The 18535-nt window shown below is 69.0% G+C and carries 21 protein-coding genes and 3 tRNA genes; 13 read left to right on the plus strand and 11 right to left on the minus strand.

The window, feature by feature from the left end:
• Positions 1 to 267 (plus strand): metal-sensitive transcriptional regulator, encoded by a 267-nt coding sequence (locus tag AB0259_RS10080; protein WP_251577395.1) that lies wholly within the window; start codon positions 1 to 3, stop codon positions 265 to 267.
• 59 nt (positions 268 to 326) lie between these two features.
• Complete coding sequence (locus AB0259_RS10085) at positions 327 to 722, plus strand: VOC family protein (protein WP_366221918.1); 396 nt, start codon at positions 327 to 329, stop codon at positions 720 to 722.
• Here AB0259_RS10085 and AB0259_RS10090 read toward each other — a convergent pair.
• Both AB0259_RS10090 and AB0259_RS10095 read right to left on the minus strand, forming a co-directional pair.
• A complete protein-coding gene (locus AB0259_RS10090; protein WP_366221916.1) occupies positions 713 to 1735 on the minus strand; it encodes an FUSC family protein in 1023 nt (340 codons plus the stop codon). The genes AB0259_RS10085 and AB0259_RS10090 overlap by 10 nt on opposite strands.
• 91 nt (positions 1736 to 1826) lie before the next feature.
• Positions 1827 to 1910, minus strand: a tRNA-Leu gene (locus tag AB0259_RS10095).
• A 143-nt stretch (positions 1911 to 2053) separates the two neighbouring features.
• Here AB0259_RS10095 and AB0259_RS10100 point away from each other — a divergent pair.
• The 7 genes from AB0259_RS10100 (at position 2054) to pknB (ending at position 10996) form a co-directional block, all read left to right on the plus strand.
• A complete protein-coding gene (locus tag AB0259_RS10100) occupies positions 2054 to 2785 on the plus strand; it encodes a DUF3662 and FHA domain-containing protein (RefSeq protein ID WP_251577390.1) in 732 nt (243 codons plus the stop codon).
• On the plus strand, positions 2782 to 3318 hold the full coding sequence (locus AB0259_RS10105) for an FHA domain-containing protein (RefSeq protein ID WP_251577388.1): 537 nt from the start codon (positions 2782 to 2784) through the stop codon (positions 3316 to 3318). The genes AB0259_RS10100 and AB0259_RS10105 overlap by 4 nt, the downstream gene beginning before the upstream one ends.
• A 12-nt stretch (positions 3319 to 3330) precedes the next feature.
• Positions 3331 to 4560 carry a PP2C family serine/threonine-protein phosphatase gene (locus AB0259_RS10110; RefSeq protein WP_251577387.1) on the plus strand — a complete coding sequence of 410 codons (1230 nt, stop codon included), beginning with the start codon at positions 3331 to 3333 and terminating at the stop codon, positions 4558 to 4560.
• Entirely contained in the window at positions 4557 to 5933 is a 1377-nt protein-coding gene (locus tag AB0259_RS10115; protein ID WP_366221912.1) for an FtsW/RodA/SpoVE family cell cycle protein, read from the plus strand. The genes AB0259_RS10110 and AB0259_RS10115 overlap by 4 nt, the downstream gene beginning before the upstream one ends.
• Positions 5930 to 7384, plus strand: coding sequence for a penicillin-binding transpeptidase domain-containing protein (locus AB0259_RS10120; protein ID WP_366221910.1), 1455 nt, complete (start codon positions 5930 to 5932; stop codon positions 7382 to 7384). Before AB0259_RS10115 ends, AB0259_RS10120 begins: the two co-directional genes overlap by 4 nt.
• Positions 7381 to 9210, plus strand: a complete 1830-nt coding sequence (locus AB0259_RS10125) for a protein kinase (RefSeq protein WP_366221908.1) — start codon at positions 7381 to 7383, stop codon at positions 9208 to 9210. The genes AB0259_RS10120 and AB0259_RS10125 overlap by 4 nt, the downstream gene beginning before the upstream one ends.
• Positions 9211 to 9298: 88 nt before the next feature.
• Positions 9299 to 10996, plus strand: a complete 1698-nt coding sequence (gene pknB, locus AB0259_RS10130) for a Stk1 family PASTA domain-containing Ser/Thr kinase (protein ID WP_366222706.1) — start codon at positions 9299 to 9301, stop codon at positions 10994 to 10996.
• Between the two features lie 9 nt (positions 10997 to 11005).
• On the opposite strand, the gene AB0259_RS10135 is transcribed toward pknB, so the two are convergent.
• From AB0259_RS10135 to AB0259_RS10145, 3 genes are read right to left on the minus strand one after another with little or no spacing between them, the layout of a single operon-like run.
• The gene (locus AB0259_RS10135) at positions 11006 to 11644 is read right to left on the minus strand and encodes a gamma-glutamyl-gamma-aminobutyrate hydrolase family protein (RefSeq protein WP_366221906.1); all 639 of its coding nucleotides are present in this window, start codon (positions 11642 to 11644) and stop codon (positions 11006 to 11008) included.
• Entirely contained in the window at positions 11641 to 11808 is a 168-nt protein-coding gene (locus tag AB0259_RS10140; protein WP_251577382.1) for a hypothetical protein, read from the minus strand. The genes AB0259_RS10135 and AB0259_RS10140 overlap by 4 nt, the downstream gene beginning before the upstream one ends.
• Positions 11808 to 12605 (minus strand): class E sortase, encoded by a 798-nt coding sequence (locus AB0259_RS10145; protein ID WP_366221904.1) that lies wholly within the window; start codon positions 12603 to 12605, stop codon positions 11808 to 11810. Before AB0259_RS10145 ends, AB0259_RS10140 begins: the two co-directional genes overlap by 1 nt.
• 55 nt (positions 12606 to 12660) lie before the next feature.
• On the opposite strand from AB0259_RS10145, the gene AB0259_RS10150 reads away from it, so the two are divergent.
• Complete coding sequence (locus tag AB0259_RS10150; protein WP_251577380.1) at positions 12661 to 12897, plus strand: cell division protein CrgA; 237 nt, start codon at positions 12661 to 12663, stop codon at positions 12895 to 12897.
• Positions 12898 to 12975: 78 nt separating this feature from the next.
• On the opposite strand, the gene AB0259_RS10155 is transcribed toward AB0259_RS10150, so the two are convergent.
• Positions 12976 to 13851, minus strand: coding sequence for a rhomboid family intramembrane serine protease (locus AB0259_RS10155; RefSeq protein WP_366221902.1), 876 nt, complete (start codon positions 13849 to 13851; stop codon positions 12976 to 12978).
• Between the two features lie 7 nt (positions 13852 to 13858).
• The gene (locus AB0259_RS10160) at positions 13859 to 14416 is read right to left on the minus strand and encodes a peptidylprolyl isomerase (RefSeq protein WP_366221900.1); all 558 of its coding nucleotides are present in this window, start codon (positions 14414 to 14416) and stop codon (positions 13859 to 13861) included.
• A 100-nt stretch (positions 14417 to 14516) separates the two neighbouring features.
• Between AB0259_RS10160 and AB0259_RS10165 the strand changes: the two genes are divergently transcribed.
• Positions 14517 to 15086, plus strand: coding sequence for a DNA helicase (locus AB0259_RS10165; RefSeq protein ID WP_366221898.1), 570 nt, complete (start codon positions 14517 to 14519; stop codon positions 15084 to 15086).
• Positions 15079 to 15576, plus strand: a complete 498-nt coding sequence (locus tag AB0259_RS10170; RefSeq protein WP_366221896.1) for a YbaK/EbsC family protein — start codon at positions 15079 to 15081, stop codon at positions 15574 to 15576. The genes AB0259_RS10165 and AB0259_RS10170 overlap by 8 nt, the downstream gene beginning before the upstream one ends.
• On the opposite strand, the gene AB0259_RS10175 is transcribed toward AB0259_RS10170, so the two are convergent.
• From AB0259_RS10175 to AB0259_RS10190, 4 genes are all read right to left on the minus strand, one after another.
• Positions 15567 to 15992, minus strand: a complete 426-nt coding sequence (locus tag AB0259_RS10175; protein WP_366221894.1) for an NUDIX hydrolase — start codon at positions 15990 to 15992, stop codon at positions 15567 to 15569. The two genes, AB0259_RS10170 and AB0259_RS10175, sit on opposite strands and share 10 nt — an antisense overlap.
• 236 nt (positions 15993 to 16228) lie before the next feature.
• Positions 16229 to 17356, minus strand: coding sequence for a dimethylsulfone monooxygenase SfnG (gene sfnG / locus AB0259_RS10180; RefSeq protein WP_366221892.1), 1128 nt, complete (start codon positions 17354 to 17356; stop codon positions 16229 to 16231).
• A gap of 165 nt (positions 17357 to 17521) precedes the next feature.
• Positions 17522 to 17594 (minus strand) — tRNA-Ala (locus tag AB0259_RS10185).
• 14 nt (positions 17595 to 17608) lie between these two features.
• Positions 17609 to 17682, minus strand: a tRNA-Ile gene (locus AB0259_RS10190).
• Between the two features lie 114 nt (positions 17683 to 17796).
• On the opposite strand from AB0259_RS10190, the gene AB0259_RS10195 reads away from it, so the two are divergent.
• Positions 17797 to 18522 (plus strand): VIT family protein, encoded by a 726-nt coding sequence (locus tag AB0259_RS10195; RefSeq protein WP_251577369.1) that lies wholly within the window; start codon positions 17797 to 17799, stop codon positions 18520 to 18522.
• Positions 18523 to 18535 lie beyond the last annotated feature (13 nt).

An 18535-nucleotide genomic window follows, 5' to 3' on the forward strand; every position in this document is an offset into this window, starting at 1 on the left:
ATGTCGACCGCCCTGCATGACGAGGATGCCGTGCGCCGGATCGCCAATCGGCTGAAGCGGGCCCAGGGCCAGCTGGCGGCCGTCATCGCGGCGATCGAGGAGGGCGGGGACTGCCGAGAGGTGGTGACGCAGCTCTCCGCCGTGTCGGGCGCGATCGACCGAGCGGGGTTCGCGGTCATCGCGGCGGCGATGCAGCAATGCGTCGAGGACGACGATTCGGAGCTGCGCATGGCCGAGCTCGAGAAGCTGTTCCTCTCGCTCAGCTGAGCGGCGGTCAGTGGCATCCGCTCTGTTCAGGCCGCTACCGAGCGGTCTACGGTGAGCGGATGACCGGTCTCACCCCGTACCTGACGTTCCCCGGTTCGGCGCGCGACGCGCTCACCTTCTATCAGGGTGTCTTCGGCGGCGACCTCGTGCTGAACACGTTCGCCGACTTCGAGCGTGTCGACGGTCCGGGCGACTTCATCGCACACGGAATGCTCACCGGGCCGGTGCCCCTGTTCGCATCGGACGGCGGGCCGGGCGACGAGGCCTTGCAGCTGCGCGGCGTGATGTTCGCCTTGCTCGGAGCGGCGGAGCCCGCCGTGCTCGAGACGTGGTTCGGGCGGCTCGCCGAAGGGGGTCGGATCGTCGACGATCTGCAGCTGCGCGCCTGGGGCGATCATGACGGAACGGTGACCGATCGCTTCGGCGTGACCTGGCTTATCGGCTATCAGGGCTGACGTCGGATGAGCGCGGAGGCGACCGCCACCGCCGTCCCCGCGATGATGCCGACGAGGGTCTCCGCCAGTCGATCGGTCAGGAGGACGGTCGCCGTCGTGGGCGCCGCGAGCTGCACCATGAGCAGCGCGAGGGGCGTGATGAAGATCATCGCGATCGCGTAGTTGCGGCCGACGAACAGTTCGGCGCCCGCCTGCAGTGCGACGGCGGTGAGGATGACCGCGAGCGGCGGCAGGCCGAGAGCGAGGATGCCGGCCGCCACGAGCACGCCGACCACGGTGCCGAGGAGGCGCTGCAGGCCTCGGATCACCCGGGCTTTCACGTGCGGCCCGCTGACCGCGGCGACCGCTCCCACCATCGCCCAGTACCAATGCGAATCGAGCAGGAGGTATCCCGCCGTGCCCGCGAGGAGGGTCGCAACCGCGACCGTCACCGCCATCTCCACGGCCACGGCACCGACAGAGAGCCGATTCTTCGTGCGCGGGAGCCGCGGGAACGACCTCTGGCTCACCGTCTCAGCGGCGAGCGTCACGAGGACGGAGAAGGCGACGGCCGCGAGACCGACGATGAGCACGTCGCCGAAGCGGGCGGCACCCGCCGGGATGGATGCCGTCGCACCGGCGGAGAAGACGACGAAGAGCGCTCCGGGTGGATGCCACTGCGTCGCGTACGCGAGCAAGGTCGCCGTCGCGGCGACTGCTGCCACCACGGCGACGGCCCCCAGGGCGGCAAGCCCCGACACCGACACGGCGGTGCCGATGAGCATCGCGGCGACCATGACGGTGCCGGCGGCCCCCTGCATCCGCATCCGGTCGCCGATCGCATCCGTCCGGCCGTACAGCGCCGCGAAGGCCCCGAAACTCGCGTAGATGCTGAGGTCGAGCCGCCCGATGGACCAGAGGACGAGCAACGGCACACCCACGCTGACAGCGGCGCGGATCGCGACGGTGTGGTCGCGATCGTACGGAGCGACGCGGATGACCCCGGTCCAGATCCGGCCGCGCGACGTGCTCACCGTACGAGCCTACGAGGCGCGCGACATCACCCGGAAACGACGAAGCCGGTCGGGGTTCTCACCACCGACCGGCTTCGTGTCGCACTGTCTGTGCGCGAGGGGGGAGTTGAACCCCCACGCCCTTTCGGGCACTGGCACCTGAAGCCAGCGCGTCTGCCTATTCCGCCACTCGCGCGAACCCGTGTCGCCACGGGATCAACTTTCCGAGGATATCATGGCGCGAGCCCGCCGGAGAAACGGCCGCAGCTGTGTTCCCCAGACCCTGCCAGGGTCGACAACTAGCATGTGAGCACCGGTCCAGACTGCCTGAGGAGCCCCGTGGGACTACTTGACAGCTTCGAGAAGGGAATCGAGCGCGCCGTCAACGGTGCGTTCGCGAAGACCTTCCGCAGCGGTGTGCAGCCTGTCGAGATCGCGTCCGCACTCCGTGCCGAACTCGACGCGAAGGCCGCCGTCGTCTCGCGCGACCGCATCCTCGTGCCCAACACCCTCGTCGTCCGACTCGCCCCCGCCGACCACGAGCGGATGGGCGCCCTCGGCCGCACTCTGCACGACGAGCTCGTGCAGCTCGTCGAAGGTCACGCCAAGGCGCAGAAGTACAGCTTCGCCGGCCCCGTCTCGCTCGCCATCAACCCCGATGAGTCGTTGACGACCGGAACGGTGCGTGTGGACTCCCGGTCCGCGTCGGCCGAAGAGGTCTCGTGGCACGGCGTCGTGGAGATCGACGGCACGCAGCACCCGCTCACCGGCAGCCGCACCGTGATCGGTCGCGGAACGGATGCCGACATCACGATCCCCGACGCCGGCACCAGCCGCCGGCACGTCGAGATCCTGTGGGACGGTCGCCGGGCGATGGTCCGCGACCTCGGCTCCACCAACGGCACGCAGCTCAATGGTCAGAAGGTGTCGGAGGCCGCGCTGGACCCCGACTCCGTCATCACCATCGGGCGCACGCGCATCACCTTCCGCGTCGTCGCGCAGGCATCCCGCATCCCCCCGCGGCCGCAGGATCCCGCGACCCGCTTGTTCGACCTCGGAGGCCAGGCATGAGCGAACTGACACTCCTGCTGCTGCAGATCGGGTTCCTGATCCTGCTGTGGTTCTTCGTCTTCGCGGTGGTCTACTCGCTGCGCGCCGACCTGTTCGGCGTCAAGGTCCGGAAGATGCCCGAACCCGCTCCGGCGGCTCCCGGCCCCGTCGCGACCGCCCCGGCCAACGCCGAGACCTCCATCGTCTCGCCGGTCATGACGCGCCCGGCGGCACCGTCCGGCCCGCAGAAGGCGACCGTGAACACGGTCTCGCGCATCGTCATCACGAGCGGCCCCAAGGCGGGACTCGAGCTCCCTCTCGGGAACGAGCCCCTCACGATCGGCCGCTCGAGCGAGTCGGGACTGGTCATCCGCGACGACTACACCTCGAGCCACCACGCCCGTCTCGTGCTGTGGGGCGAGCAGTGGATGGTGCAGGACCTCGACTCGACGAACGGCACCTGGCACGACGGCGAACGCGTCGCCTCTCCCGTCCCCGTGACCGTCGGCGCCCCGATCAAGGTCGGCGCCACGACGTTCGAGCTGCGGAAGTAACGGCCCGCACCGATGGTCTTCGAGGGCTCGAGCGCCGCCATCTCGCATACCGGGAAGGTCCGCTCCAACAACCAGGACTCGGGCTTCTCGGGCTCGAACCTGTTCGTCGTCGCCGACGGCATGGGTGGTCACGCCGGCGGCGACATCGCCTCGAGCATCGCCGTCCACCACCTCGAAGGCCTCGACCACGCGTTCCCCACACCGGCCGAGGCCGAGCGGGAGCTGCGCGAGTCCATCGTCGACGCCGCCCACGTCCTCGTCGACACGGTCGCCGAGCGTCCCGAGCTCGCCGGGATGGGCACGACCGTCAGCGCCGTGCTCATGGTCGACGACTACGCCGTCATCGCCCACATCGGCGACTCCCGCGTCTACCTCTTCCGCGACGGCGCCCTCACGCAGATCACGACGGACCACACGTTCGTCCAGCGCCTCGTCGACTCGGGACGCATCACCCCCGAAGAGGCCCGCTACCACCCGCGCCGCTCGGTCCTCATGCGTGTGCTCGGCGACATGGGCACCGACCCCGAGGTCGACGCCTTCATCATGCAGACCCAGCCGGGCGACCGCTGGCTCCTCTGCTCCGACGGTCTCTGCGGTGTCGTCGACGACGCGCAGACCGCGAAGGTCCTGCGGCAGGATCTCGCCCCGGGGCGCACCGCGGACATGCTCCTGAAGCTGGCTCTGGATGCCGGTGCCCCCGACAACGTCACGATCGTCCTCGTCGACGTGGGCGGCCGCCATCCGATGTTCAGCGGCACAGCGACCGTCGTCGGTTCCGCCGCCACCCCCAAGGGGATCGAGGTCCCGGTCGCCCGCCCGGCGCGCACCGGCTGGTTCCAGACCGGTCGGCAGGCGGCCAACGAACCCAGCCACTTCGAACCCGCCGCCGAGTACCTCGAGGAGCTCATCGAGGAGGACCGTCGCCGTGCGCGCCGGCGCCGCGTCTGGTGGTTCGTCGGCTTCATCGCGATCGTCGCCGTCCTCGCCGCGGGCGTCTTCGCCGGGTACGCCTGGACGCAGACCCGCTACTTCGTCGGCCCCGACGACGACAGCGTCGTGATCTACCGCGGCATCCAGCAGGACATCGGCCCGATCTCGCTGTCGACGCCCTACGAGGACACGAACATCCTCCTCGCCGACCTGCCCGCGTATCAGCGGCAGTCCGTCGAGCAGACCATCTCCGCCCGATCGCTCGCCGACGCGCAGGCGATCGTCGACAACCTCCGCCAGGGGACCCCATGACAGCGGCCGTAGAGACCGACACCACGGTCATCAAGGCGCTCCGGAAGCTCCGGATGCCGGCGACCCAGCGCAACCGCGAGCTGGGTCTGCTCCTCTTCGCCATCGCGATCACGACCGTGGCCGTGCTCCTCGTCCAGCTCGGCGCGCGCGACGAGATCGACCCGACCTTCCTCTCCTACTGCGGATGGCTCGCGGGACTGTCCTTCGCCCTCCACATCGTGACGCGCATCTGCGCGCGCGACGCCGACCCTTTCGTCCTCCCCATCGCCACCCTCCTCACCGGCATCGGCGTCGCGATGATCTACCGACTCGACATCGCGGAGGACCGCGTCGGCTGGTCGTCCCTCGGGTTCCGCCAGCTCGTCTGGGCGGCGATCGCGATCGGCGGTGCGATCCTCATCGTGGTGTTCCTGCGCAACTACCGCGTGCTCTTCCGCTACACCTACGTGTTCGGACTCAGCGGCATCCTGCTGCTCCTGCTCCCGTTCGTGCCCGGGCTGGGCATCGAGGCGGGCGCGGACGTCTGGGTGTCGGTGGCCGGTGTCTTCTCGTTCCAGCCCGGTGAGCTCGCGAAAATCTGCCTCGCGGTCTTCTTCGCGGGCTACCTGGTGCGCACCCGCGAGGCCCTCACCTCGGTGGGCACGCGGTTCCTCGGGATCACGTGGCCGCACGCCCGCCAGCTCGGACCCCTGCTGATCGTCTGGGGCGTCTCGCTGGGCATCATCGTCCTGCAGCGCGACCTCGGTACCGGCATCCTCATCTTCGGGATGTTCATCGCGATGCTCTACGTCGCGACGGGCAAGGCGAGCTGGGCGATCCTCGGTGTCCTGCTCGCCGTCGCCGGAGCGCTGGCGGCCTCGCAGATCCTGCCCTACGTCGCGTCGCGATTCTCGAACTGGCTCGACGCGTTCAACCCCGACTACATCAACGGCAGCAGCTTCCAGCTCGTCTCCGGCATCTTCGGCCTCGCGCACGGCGGCCTCATCGGAACCGGCTGGGGCCTGGGGCGGCCCGACCTGACCCCGCTCGCCCACAACGACTACATCCTGCCGAGTCTCGGCGAGGAGCTCGGCCTGGTCGGCGTCTTCGCGATCCTCGCGCTCTACATGGTGTTCGTCAGCCGCGGCATCCGCATCGGCATCGCCGGGCAGGACGACTTCGGGAAGCTGCTGGCGACGGGACTCTCGTTCACGCTCGCGCTGCAGGTGTTCATCATGGTCGGCGGCGTCACCCGTCTCATCCCGCTGACGGGTCTGACGATGCCGTTCCTCGCGGCCGGCGGTTCGTCCCTCATCGCGAACTTCCTCATCATCGCGATCCTGCTGAGGATCTCGGATGCCGTCCGCTCCAGGCCCCGGGTGGTGATCGGATGACCAAGCAGCTCCGACGACTGAGCGTCGTCGTCCTCCTCATGTTCCTCAGCCTGTTCGCCTCGACGAGCGTCATCCAGGTGGCCCTGGCAGGTCAGCTGAACGAGAACCCCGAGAACCGGCGCACGCTCTACGACTCCTACGCGGTGCAGCGTGGCACGATCTTCGCCGGCAGCACGGCGATCGCCTCGTCCGCGCCCAGCGACGACGTGTACAGCTGGATCCGGACCTACCCGGATGCCGAGATGTGGGCGCCCGTGACGGGGTTCATCAACCCCGTGCTCCGCTCCTCGACCGGCCTCGAGTACGCGATGAACGCCGCCCTCGCCGGCACCGGCAGCCAGCAGTTCCTCACCCGCCTCGACCAGATCGTCAGCGGTCAGCCTCCGCGCGGGTCGAACGTACTCCTCTCCCTCGACCCCGAGCTGCAGAAGGTCGCCTACGACGCCCTCGACGGCCTGGAGGGCGCGGTCGTCGCGATGGAGCCCGACACCGGCCGCATCCTCGCGATGGCCACGAGCCCCAGCTTCGACACGAACAAGCTCGCGTCGCACAACAGCTCGGCGGTCAACGCCGCCGATCAGGAGCTGCAGGCCGACCCGCTCCGACCGCTCACCAACCGGGTGACCCGCGAGACGGAGCCCCCCGGATCGACCTTCAAGCTCGTGGTCGCCTCCGCGGCGCTCGCATCGGGTGAGTACACACCCGAATCCGAGTTCGACAACCCGGCGACCTTCACGCTCCCCGGCACGGACAACGTCCTGCACAACTTCGACCGCGGGACCTGCGGCCCGGGCGAGAAGACGACCCTCGAGACGGCCCTGCGCCTGAGCTGCAACATCCCGATGGCGGAGCTCGCGCTCGAGCTGGGTACCGACGCGATCCGGGAGCAGGCGCAGAAGTTCGGATTCAACTCCGCCTTCGAGATCCCCCTCGACGTGACCGCGTCCAGCTACCCCGAGGGCTTCGACGAGCCGCAGACCGCCCTGAGCGGCATCGGTCAGACCGACGTGCGCGCCACCCCGCTGCAGATGGCGATGGTCGCGGCCGGCATCGCGAACGACGGCGTCGTCATGAACCCGCGGATGGTGGACCGCGTCGTCGCCGCCGATCTGACGGTGCAGGACGAGCCCGCGAACACGCAGTTCGGCGAGGCGCTGAGCCGCGAGGTGGCCGAGACGATGACGACCATGATGATCGGCAATGTCCAAAACGGCGCCGCGTCGGGTGCGAGAATAGACGGCGTCGACGTCGCCGGGAAGACCGGAACGGCGGAGCACAATCCGGGGGACCCTTACACGCTCTGGTTCACCGGTTTCGCGCCCGCGGAGGACCCGGAAGTGGTCGTCACGGTGATGGTGGAGAACGGTGGTGGGCTCGGTCAGAACGGCACGAGCAACGGGATCGCGGCCCCGATCGCGAAGAAAGTGATTGAGGCGGTGCTGAGCGAATGAGACCGACGCAGGGTGTGAGCTTCGGCGGACGGTACGAACTGGACTCGCGGATCGCGATCGGCGGCATGGGGGAGGTCTGGGAGGCCACCGACCACGTCATCGGCCGTACGGTCGCCATCAAGATCCTCAAAGACGAGTACATGGGCGACCCGGGCTTCCTCGAGCGCTTCCGCGCCGAGGCCCGTCACGCCGCGCTCGTGAACCACGAGGGCATCGCCAGCGTCTTCGACTACGGCGAGGAGAACGGCTCCGCCTTCCTCGTCATGGAGCTGGTCCCCGGCGAGGCACTCTCGACGATTCTCGAACGCGAGGGCGCCCTGTCGACCGACAAGACCCTCGACATCGTCGCGCAGACCGCCTCGGCGCTGCAGGCGGCGCATGCGGCCGGCCTCGTGCACCGCGACATCAAGCCCGGCAACCTCCTCATCACCCCTGACGGCCGCGTCAAGATCACCGACTTCGGCATCGCCCGCATCGCCGACCAGGTGCCGCTGACCGCGACCGGCCAGGTCATGGGCACGGTCCAGTACCTCTCGCCCGAGCAGGCATCGGGGCACGCGGCATCCCCCGCCACCGACATCTACTCGCTCGGCATCGTCGCGTACGAACTCCTCGCGGGCCGTCGTCCCTTCACGGGCGAATCGCAGGTCGCCATCGCGATGGCGCAGATCAACGACACTCCGCCGCCGCTTCCCGACACCGTGTCGGAGCCGGTCCAGCGCTTCGTGATGAGCATGATCGCGAAGAAGCCCGAGGACCGTCCGGCCTCGACCTCCGCCGTCGCGCGCGCCGCCGGTGCACTGCGCCGCGGAGACGTCGCGGGCGCGGCGGCCATCGTCCCGGCGATCGCCGGGGCCGCCGACGCGGACGCGTTCACGCAGCTGTTGACCCCGACGCCGGGGTCGGATGCCACGACCCGCCTCCTTCCCTCGGGTGGGGCAGCGGCCGCCGGTGTCGGAGCGGCCGCCGCCGTCGGGACGGGGACGGCCGCGCTGTCCACCGATCAAGCAGCGCCCGATCAGGGGCAGCGCAAGAAGAAGCGCAGCCCGTGGACCTGGCCCCTCGTCGCGCTCATCGTTCTGCTCACGATCGTCCTCGTCGGCTTCCTGATCACGCTGTTCATGCCGCAGAACTCGGCGGGACCCGTGCAGAGCTCGTCGAGGCCTCCGGCGGTGTCGAGCCCCGCGGCATCCTCGCCGACGCCGACGCCGACCGAGACCGAAGTGACGAACCCCAACCCGGCGACGCTCGGGCTCGAGGGCAAGACGTGCGATGAGGCGACGAAGATCCTCAACGACAACGGGTACCCGAACGTGGTGTGCCAAGACGGAGACGCTGCGGATTCCGACGCTCAGGTGGGGCTGGTCTACCGGGTGAACCCGACGGGCAACCCCGAGCCGACAGAGCGCATCACGCTCACTCTGTACACCGAGGCGGCCGAGATGGCGACCCCCGCGGCCCCCCGCATCGAGGGCGGCAACGGCGACGGCACGGTCACCGCGGGTTCGACCGTCCAGGTCATGTGGGACAGCTACACCTGCCCCGCGGGTGCACCGACGGCGTCGAGCTACACGATGACGCTGTCGGGAGGCGTGTTCGACACCAACGGGGAGTCGACGGCGAGTTTCGACATCGATCAGCGCCCGGCGAGGATCGTCGTGGACGACAACGGCAGCCAGGCGCTCTCGGTGACGTACACCGTGACGTGCTCGGGCGAGAGCACCGAGCGCGAGTCCGGGAGTTCTCCGGAAGCGTCCGCGTCGATCGTCGCCGCACCCGAGGAGACGCCGCCGGCCGACGGCGGGGACGACGGCGCCGACGGCTGATCACGTCCGCTTTCAGCAGGCTTTAGAGCGGGGTCGGATAGGCTGTCCGGGTTCCATTCCGGGGAGTGATGTGTCCGTACAGCAACGCGTGCTTTCGGGCCGCTACCGCGTCGATGACCTCATCGGCCGAGGCGGCATGGCTTCGGTGTACCGCGGGCAGGACCTCACCCTGGGGCGCGAGGTCGCGATCAAGATCCTCGAGCCGGATCTCGCCGCGGACGGCGCGTTCCGCACCCGGTTCCGCCTCGAAGCGCAGTCCGCGTCGCGCATGTCGCATCCGGCGATCGTCCGCGTCTTCGATGCCGGCGAGCAGACGCGAACGGATGCCGCGGGGCAGCCGCATCCCGAGCCGTACATCGTCATGGAGCTGGTCTCCGGGCGTCTGCTGAAGGACATCATCAGCGAGGGTCCCGTTCCGATCGAGGACGCCCTGCGCTACACCGACGGCATCCTCGAAGCCCTCGAGTACTCCCACCGTGCCGGCGTGGTCCACCGCGACATCAAGCCCGGCAACGTCATGGTGACGGATGCCGGCCAGGTGAAGGTCATGGACTTCGGCATCGCCCGTGCCGTCTCCGACTCGTCGTCGACGGTCGCCGAGACCACGGCGATCATCGGCACCGCCTCCTACTTCTCGCCCGAGATGGCCAAGGGCGACCCGGTGGACGCGCGCGCCGACATCTACTCCGCCGGCATCGTCCTTTACGAACTGCTGACGGGCCAGCCGCCGTTCCGAGGCGAGAACCCGATCGCCGTCGCGTACCAGCATGTGTCCGAGGCTCCGGTCCCGCCGTCCGAGGTGGTCGACACCGTTCCGCGTTCCCTCGACACGCTCGTCCTGCGTGCACTCGCGAAGGACCCGTTCCAGCGCCCGCAGACGGCGGTCGCGTTCCGCGACGCCCTCGCCGCGGCGACCGGTCGCAAGGCCCCCAGCAAGCGGCGGGTCGAGCACCTGAGCAACGAGCTCTACGGCCCCGACCCGAAGCAGGCCGCCGAGACGGCCCGCTCGCTGCGCCAGCTCACGAGCGACGACACGATGCGACGCACCCAGGCCGGTCCTCCGGTCGCGTGGGTGTGGGCGGGCATCGCGATGCTCGCCGTCCTTCTCGTGTCCGTCTTCATCTGGGTGGGCACCATCCGCCCCGAAGAAGGCACCGTCACCCCGAACGCCCTCACCGTTCCCGATGTGGTCACGATGACCTGGGACCGTGCGCAGCAGGTTCTCGACAAGGACCAGCTCGAGTCCCAGCAGGTGGGTGAGACGAGCGCCGACATCCCCGAGGGCGCCGTCGTGCGCACAGACCCCGTCGCCGGCACCACCGTCGCACCGGGTGATCAGGTCACCGTCTACGTGTCGGAGGGTGTCGAGACGGCCGCGATCCCCACACTCGTGAACCTCACCGTCACCGAGGTGACCGCCGCGCTCGAGCAGGAAGGCCTGAAGCTCGGTTCCGTCACGCGACGCAACGACCCTGACCGCGCGGCCGATGTCGTCATCAGCGGAGCGGTGGACGGTGCGGCGGCGAACCCCGGCGACGAGGTCCCGCTGGGCACCGCCGTCGACCTCGTCGTGGCCACCGGCACGGTGACCGTCGAGGACTTCGCGCTGAACTACACGGTCGACAAGGCCGTCGAGATCCTGAGCTCGGACGAGTACGGCCTCGAGCCCGTCGTCCAGGAGGATGCGTCGTGCCCGGCCACCGACCCGCGGATGGTGAAGGTCCAGTCGGCCATCGGCGAGGTGCCTGTGGGCTCCGAGATCGTCCTCACGACCTGCAGCGGCTGACCCGGTCGATCACACCACGGTCCGGTGCGGCGAGAGCCGGGCGCCGCGCGCGGCGGCATCCGTCACGCCGATGCTCTCCAACCACGTGCCCAGCAGCTGATAGCCGCCCTCGGTGAGCACGCTCTCGGGATGGAACTGCACGCCCTCGATCGGCAGCGACCGATGGGCGAGGCCCATGACCGTCCCCGGTGCGGTCCAGGCCGTCACCCGCAGCTCGGCCGGAACACCGCCGCGCTCGACCGCGAGCGAGTGGTAGCGCGTGGCGGTGAACGGATCCGGCAGTCCGGCGAACACGCCCGCGCCCTCGTGGTGCACGGCCGACGTCCGCCCGTGCATGAGATCGGGTGCGTGAGAGACGACGCCGCCGAACGCCGCGGCGATGGCCTGGTGTCCGAGGCAGACGCCCAGCAGCGGCGTCACCGTCGTCGCACATCGACGGACGACCTCGATCGACGCGCCCGCGTCCTCCGGCGTCCCCGGGCCGGGCGAGATGAGGACGCCGTCGGCAACGTCGATGCGGGAGAGGACGTCGGCGGCATCCGATTCGACCATCTCGACATCGGCGCCCAGCTCGACGAGGTAGCCGATCAGGGTGTGGACGAAACTGTCGTGGTTGTCGACGACGAGAACCCGGATGCCGGCGGTCACCCGCCGCCGCCGACGGTGGACTCCTCGCTCGGCCAGAGCGTGTGGAAGACCCACGGGAATGCGTAGTAGAAGAGCAGGTACAGGATGATCGCCGCCAGCACGATCAGGATGAGCACCCGCACCCACCACGGACCGGGCAGTACGCGCCAGAGAGCCGCGTACATCAGGCGTCCACCCCGCCGGTCAGCGACGACGGCGGTCCGTCGGCGGCGGGAGTGAACTCATCGAACACGGCGTAGGCGATGATGCGCTCCAGGGAGTTCAGTTTCGGCGCGCAGCTGGTGAGCGTGAGGTAACGGCCGTTCGCGGCGACGTCCGGCTCGTTGGGGACCGGAAGCAGCACCTCCACCTGGGTCTCCTGCACGTACTCGAGCGAGCGGAATCGGTAGGTGTACCAGCCCGCCTTGGTCTGGATGACGATCGCGTCGCCGATGACCAGGCGATCGATGGGGTCGAAGGGAGCGCCGGAGGTCCACCGGTGCGCGGCGTAGGCGGTGTTCCCGACCGCTCCGGGCATCGCGGTGTCGGGGTAGTGCCCGATCTCCCCGCGATCGAGGATGTCGGGTCGGGTGATGCCGGAGGCGATCTTGAACTGCCAGTTCGCCCCGAACCGCGGCACCTTCATGATCCCGAACACGTCGCCGTGCGACTGGTCGCCGAGGACGGGGATCGCCGCCGGCGATCCGGGCTCCGCCGTCACGTCCGGCGCCGGAGTCTCGGACGGTGCCGGCTGCTCCTGGGCCTCATTCGCCCATTCGTCGGCGAGCGCCTGCGCCGCAGCATGCTGCTCGCTCTGCACGATGGCGTCGCCGATCCAGGTGTGCCAGGACACGTAGAGCAGCGTCAGCACGCCGAAGGTGAGGAGGATCTCGCCGAGGACGCTCGCCACCGTGGCGCGACGACGAGGACGCGGGCGACGCGAACGTCGGGTGGGGTGCTCCATGGGCGAGGAGTCGGTCACGATCGGAGTTTAGCCAGCGAAGGCTGAATCCGGGCTGGCAGGTAGACTTCCCCCCATGGCACGTGGAGACAAGGACGACGACCGACTCGTCCAGACCGAGGGCGAAGCCGCCCCCAACCCCGTCTGGTTCAAGCCGATCATGCTCGGGCTGATGCTCATCGGTCTGATCTGGATCATCGTCTTCTACCTGAGCGGCCAGGCCTTCCCGATCCCCGACATCGGACCGTGGAACCTCGCGATCGGCTTCGGCATCGCGTTCATCGGGTTCTTGATGACCACTCGCTGGCGCTGAGCCGGCGTCATCCCTCTCTTCCGACCGGAATTACACCCGTGTGATTCATCCCCACCTGGGGATGAATCTGTGGATAACTCAGAGGTAGAGCAGACCGGGCACCGTGACCGCAAGGGCGACGAGGCCGATCGCGACCGCGATGAGCAGGAGCGCCTGCAGCTTCTGACGGTTCTGCGCGCGGGTACGCGCGAAGACGAATCCGACCAGCAGGCCGACGAGGCCGCCGCCGATGTGTGACTGCCACGAGACCCCGGCGCCCACGAACGAGAACACCAGGTTGATCCCGAGCAGGATCGCGATCGGCAGGATGTTCGCACCGACGTGGCGCCCGATGATGAGCATCGCCGTCAGCAGGCCCCACACCGCACCGGATGCGCCGACGACCGCCGAGCCCGGCGCGATCAGCGCCACGAGGACCGACCCGCCGATCGCGCTCAGGAGATAGAGGGCCAGGAACCGGACCTTGCCGAGCAGGGGCTCGAGGCTGCGTCCGAGCGCCCACAGCGCGAGCATGTTGAGGGCGACGTGGAAGGGCAGCGGTGTCGAATGCACGAGGGCCACCGTCACCATCCGCCAGGGTTCGAAGGGCGCACCGCTGGCCGGCACGACATAGGGCGGGGCGAATGCGAGAGCACCCGTGACCGCGCCGCCGACGACGGGGATCAGCTGCACCAGGTAGACCGCGACCGTGACGATCATGATGGCGTAGGTGACGACGGGGCGGTCGCTGCGCATCTTGCGTGCGAACCGCCCCGGCATCCGCCGCACCTCGGCCGACCGCGCGCCCTTCTGCTGCTCCGCCAGGCACTCCGGGCAGATGACCCCCACCGGGAGCGGGGTCTGGCACTCGGGGCAGATGGTGCGGAGGCATCGCTGGCAGAGCACGAAGCTCTGACGGTCGGGATGCCGGTAGCAGAAGTTGTCCGGATTGGTCCGGGGGTCGGCCGAGGTCACGAAGGGATCAGGCCTCGGAGATGTCGATCGACGAGATGACGACGGGCTCGATCGGACGGTCCTGCGCACCGGTCGGGACGGCGCTGATGGCGTCGACCACAGCGCGGGACGCGTCGTCGGCGACCTCGCCGAAGATCGTGTGCTTGCCGTTCAGCCACGGGGTGGGGTCGGTCGTGATGAAGAACTGCGAGCCGTTGGTGCCCTCGGCCTTGCCCGTGATCGCGTTGCGACGCAGGCCCGCGTTGGCCATGGCGAGAAGGTACGGCGTGCCGAAGTTCAGCTCGGGGCTGATCTCGTCATCGAAGTTGTAGCCGGGTCCGCCGATGCCCTGACCGAGCGGGTCGCCGCCCTGGATCATGAAGCCGGGGATGATGCGGTGGAAGATGACGTCGGTGTAGAGCGGACCCTCGCCCGGCTTGCCGGTGGCGGGGTGCGTCCACGCCTGGGATCCGTCGGCGAGACCGATGAAGTTCTTGACGGTGCGCGGCGCCTGATCGCCGAACAGGTTGACGATGATGTCGCCGTGGTTGGTGTGCAGGGTTGCGACAGCGGAGTGAATCGGCATACCCATCATCCTCTCACTTGCAACCCCCCTCACAGCCTGAATGCGTCTGGCAGTATGGACCCACTACGTCCCCGGATGAACCCCGAAAAGGGAGGGCCCCGTGAGCCTCAACCGCAAGACCAAGAAGGAACTCCGCAAGCTGCAGAAGCAGGCTGCGAACCTCTGGGAGTCCCAGCAGGTGCTGGTGGGCCAGGCCGGTGAGGTCGCGCGCGAAGCGGGCCGCCAGCTCGGCAAGTACAACCACGACCACGTGGTGCCCGCCGCCAAGCACTCCTACGAGCGTTACGCCGCTCCGTACGTCGGCCGCGGTGTCGAGACGGGCCGCAAGGTCCTCAACGGCGCCATCGTCCCCGCGGCGGGCGCCGTCGTGGGCACCGCGCTGTCGGTGTGGGATGTCGCCAACGACCAGCGTCACCGCCTGTCGAAGGGCAAGGGCCTCGGCGGCTTCGACGCCGAGGACTTCCGCAAGAAGGCGAAGAAGGCCGGCAAGAAGGCGAGCAAGAAGCTCAGCGTCCCCGAGAAGAAGAGCGGCCCCGGTGCCGGCGGCGTCATCGCCCTCATCCTCGGCATCGCCGCGGCAGCGGGTGTGCTCTACGCCGCGTGGCAGACGCTGCGCGCCGATGACGAGCTGTGGGTGGCGGACGACCCGCTGCGCGCCCCGGATGCCTGAATCCACGCCCGTACCGTCGGAGCGCGTCGCTGAAGCGGCGCGCTCCCGGTCTTTGTCGGTCGAGTTCGTCGCCCGCCCGGCGGCGGGGAGCCTGGAGGAGGCGGCCACGCTCCTGGGCCTCGCGGCATCCGACATCGTGAAGACGCTCGTCGTCAAGCGCAGCGACGACACCTACCTGTTCGCCCTCATCCCTGGCGACCGGGCCATCTCGTGGCCGAAGCTGCGCGCCGTCGTCGGCGTGAACAAGCTGCGGCTGCCCGAACCCGAACTCGCGCTGGCCGCCACGGGTTTCGAGCGCGGCACGATCACGCCCATCGGCAGCACGACGGACTGGCCGGTCTATGCGGACGAGTCCATCGTCGGCCGACGCATCGCGATGGGCGCCGGTGCCCACGGGTTCAGCCTGTTCGTCGACGCCGACGATCTCATCCGCGCATACGGTGCGACGGTCGCCGACATCTCCCAGCCGATGGGCGGGCGTCAGGCCTGAGGGAGCAGCCCCGCCATCCGCAGCGCGGTGTCGACGAGACCGACGCGGGTCAGACCCGGGACATCGGCGAGGGGGAACCAGGCCGCCTCATCCGTCGACCCGTCCTCCTCGTTCCGAAGGTCGCCGCCGACGACGTGCGCGCGGTAGACGATACGGAGCGCCTGGATGGGTCCCTCGCCGTGCAGTCTGTCCTTCGCGGCGATCACCTGCGAGTCGGTGCCGAGGATGCCGTCGAGTTCCACGTGGAACCCCGTCTCCTCGAGGACCTCCCGGACCGCGGCATCCTTCGGATCCTCGCCCGGGTCGATGCCACCGCCGGGCATCGTCCAGGCCGGTCGCGTGGGGCTGTTCCAGTGGGCGAGCAGGATGCGATCCCCGTCGGTGACGACGGCGTACGCGGCGACGCGGATGTCCACGCGTTCACCCTACGCGTCCCCTCGGCGCCGTGGGACTGCCTGGGGTGCGAGCTCCCCAGCCACGCACCCCAGGCCATGTCGCGGCAGAGCCCCCAGACACTCCGCGTCCCCCCGCGGAGTTGCTGCTCTTCGGTGGATCCGACTTTCGGGGCGTCGTCTCCAACGGCGACATCATTATGGTGTCGCCGCCGCCGCAAGCTCAGCGCAACGTCACCTCAAGATAAGCGCAAGATTCGTCAGGCGTCGGCGTGGTGTCGCTGCGGAGCACCCTCCTGTGCCTCCAATTCGCGCACGAGCGGGATGACCTTCTGGCCGAACTGCTCGAGCTCCTCCTGGAAGTGCAGGAAGCCGAGGAGGAACAGATCGACTCCGCGCCGCCTGTATTCGACGATGCGTCGAGCCACCTGCTCGGCGGTACCGATGAGCTGCGTGCGGAAGCCGTCGTTGTACTGCACGAGGTCCTCGAAGCTCGAGTCGGCCCACATGCCCTTGCGATCCGCGGTGGCAGCGCCCGCCTGCTGCACCGACTTCCGGAAGCCCTCGACAGCCTCGGTGTCGGCCTTCGCGATGATCTCGCGCAATTGCTCCCGCGCCTCCGCCTCGGTGTCGCGCACGATCGCGAACCCATTGAGACCGAAGCGCACGCGCCTGCCGTGCTCGGCCGCGATCCGCGTCACCTCGTCGTACTGCTCGGTGAAGCCGTCGAAGTCCTTGCCGTTGGAGAAGTACCAGTCCGCGTAGGCACCGCCGTTGAATCGGGCGGCCGTCGAGTTGCCACCCTGGAAGATCTCCGGATGCGGCCGCCCCGGGACCTCGTACGGTCCGGGCCGCAGGGTGAAGTCGTTCACCCGGTAGAAGTCGCCGGCGAAGCGGACGTTCTCCTCGGTCAGGAGCTTGCGCAGGACCTGGAGGAACTCGCCGGAGCGCCGATAGCGCTCGTCGTGGTCGAGCCAGGGGAGTCCGAGCTTGGTGAACTCGTCCTTGAACCACCCGGAGACGACGTTGACGGCTGCGCGACCCTTCGAGAAGTTGTCGGCCGTGAGCAGGAACTTCGCGAGGACCGCCGGTTCCCACAGACCCGGGTGCACGGCGGCGATGACCTTCAGCTTCTCGGTGGCGAGGAGGAGCGCGAGACTCGTCGACGTGGATTCGTGCTGCTGCGCGGCGCCGTAGCTGGACAGGTAGCGGACCTGGCTGAGGGCGTACTCGAAGCCGACGCGCTCCGCGGTGCGGGCCAGCTCGATGTTGTAGTCGAGGTCGAACGACGTCCGCTGCTCGATGGACGACACCACCAGCCCACCCGACACATTCGGCACCCAGTAGGCGAACTTCGTGGGCTCTGCGGCCTCCGTCATCTCGGTCATCATCCGCTCCCTTCCGCCTCGTGGTGAGGACTCCGGGAACGACTCTCGGACCGCAGCGGCGACGCGTCAAACACGACGACGATCCGTGACGCGGCGTGACGGGATGTGACGCCACGCGAGACGCGAAACGCCGGACCCGAACGGGTTCCGGCGTTCCTGTGATTGTGGAGCCTAGGAGATTCGAACTCCTGACATCCTGCTTGCAAAGCAGGCGCTCTACCAACTGAGCTAAGGCCCCCGGTGCGGTGACGGTGGGGCTACCAGGACTTGAACCTGGGACCTCTTCATTATCAGTGAAGCGCTCTAACCGCCTGAGCTATAGCCCCGTCGCTGCCGGCTCGCGCCTGCAACCTCCAAGACTTTACCCGAAGAGGACGTCGTTTGACGAATCCGCGTCGGACGCGGCCCGCGGCATCCGCTCGTTCTGATTCACTGGCCTCATGAGCACGACCACCCCGCGCGAACCCGCCCACCGCGAGCCGCAGGGTGCGGGCCTCGGACAGCGACTGAACTGGCTGCGCGCAGGAGTGCTGGGCGCGAACGACGGCATCGTCAGTGTCGCCGCCGTCGCCGTCGGCGTGGCGGGGGCGACGAGCGATCTCGGCCCCATCCTGACGGCGACATCCGCCGCGCTCGTGGGTGGCGCCATCTCCATGGCCCTCGGCGAGTACGTCTCGGTCAGCAGCCAACGCGACACCGAGCGTGCGCTCATCGCCAAGGAGACCCGCGAGCTGGCCGAGATGCCCGAGGAGGAACTGGCCGAGCTCGCCGAGCTCTACCGGGAGAAGGGCCTGACGGAGGAGACCGCACGGAAGGTGGCCGAGGAGCTGACGGCGCACGACGCTCTGCGCTCCCACCTCGACATCGAACTCGGCATCGACCCGGATGAACTGACCAGCCCGTGGCAGGCGGCCGTCTCGTCCGCCATCGCGTTCACACTCGGTGCGCTGCTGCCGTTCCTCGCGATCCTGCTGCCGCCGGCAGAGTGGCGGGTCGCGACGACCTTCGTCGCCGTGCTCATCGCGCTCGGACTGACCGGCACCATCTCCGCGACTCTCGGCGGAGCCGGCAGGCGTCGCGCCGTCGTCCGTCTCGTCGTCGGCGGCGCGCTCGCCCTCGCCGTCACGTGGGGATTGGGGCTGCTGCTGGGCACCTCCGTCGCGTGACGGGATGCCGCGG

The organism is Microbacterium sp. NPDC080005, assembly GCF_040702445.1.
GTDB lineage: Bacteria > Actinomycetota > Actinomycetes > Actinomycetales > Microbacteriaceae > Microbacterium > Microbacterium oleivorans_D.

Coding starts and splice junctions, on each gene's coding strand:
- AB0259_RS10170 (WP_366221896.1), top strand. CDS start 15,079: ATGCCTGAATCCACGCCCGTACCGTCGGAGCGCGTCGCTGAAGCGGCG.
- AB0259_RS10160 (WP_366221900.1), bottom strand. CDS start 14,416: ATGCCGATTCACTCCGCTGTCGCAACCCTGCACACCAACCACGGCGAC.
- AB0259_RS10080 (WP_251577395.1), top strand. CDS start 1: ATGTCGACCGCCCTGCATGACGAGGATGCCGTGCGCCGGATCGCCAAT.
- AB0259_RS10125 (WP_366221908.1), top strand. CDS start 7,381: ATGAGACCGACGCAGGGTGTGAGCTTCGGCGGACGGTACGAACTGGAC.
- AB0259_RS10150 (WP_251577380.1), top strand. CDS start 12,661: ATGGCACGTGGAGACAAGGACGACGACCGACTCGTCCAGACCGAGGGC.
- AB0259_RS10195 (WP_251577369.1), top strand. CDS start 17,797: ATGAGCACGACCACCCCGCGCGAACCCGCCCACCGCGAGCCGCAGGGT.
- AB0259_RS10085 (WP_366221918.1), top strand. CDS start 327: ATGACCGGTCTCACCCCGTACCTGACGTTCCCCGGTTCGGCGCGCGAC.
- AB0259_RS10105 (WP_251577388.1), top strand. CDS start 2,782: ATGAGCGAACTGACACTCCTGCTGCTGCAGATCGGGTTCCTGATCCTG.
- AB0259_RS10120 (WP_366221910.1), top strand. CDS start 5,930: ATGACCAAGCAGCTCCGACGACTGAGCGTCGTCGTCCTCCTCATGTTC.
- AB0259_RS10110 (WP_251577387.1), top strand. CDS start 3,331: ATGGTCTTCGAGGGCTCGAGCGCCGCCATCTCGCATACCGGGAAGGTC.
- sfnG (WP_366221892.1), bottom strand. CDS start 17,356: ATGACCGAGATGACGGAGGCCGCAGAGCCCACGAAGTTCGCCTACTGG.
- AB0259_RS10140 (WP_251577382.1), bottom strand. CDS start 11,808: ATGTACGCGGCTCTCTGGCGCGTACTGCCCGGTCCGTGGTGGGTGCGG.
- AB0259_RS10115 (WP_366221912.1), top strand. CDS start 4,557: ATGACAGCGGCCGTAGAGACCGACACCACGGTCATCAAGGCGCTCCGG.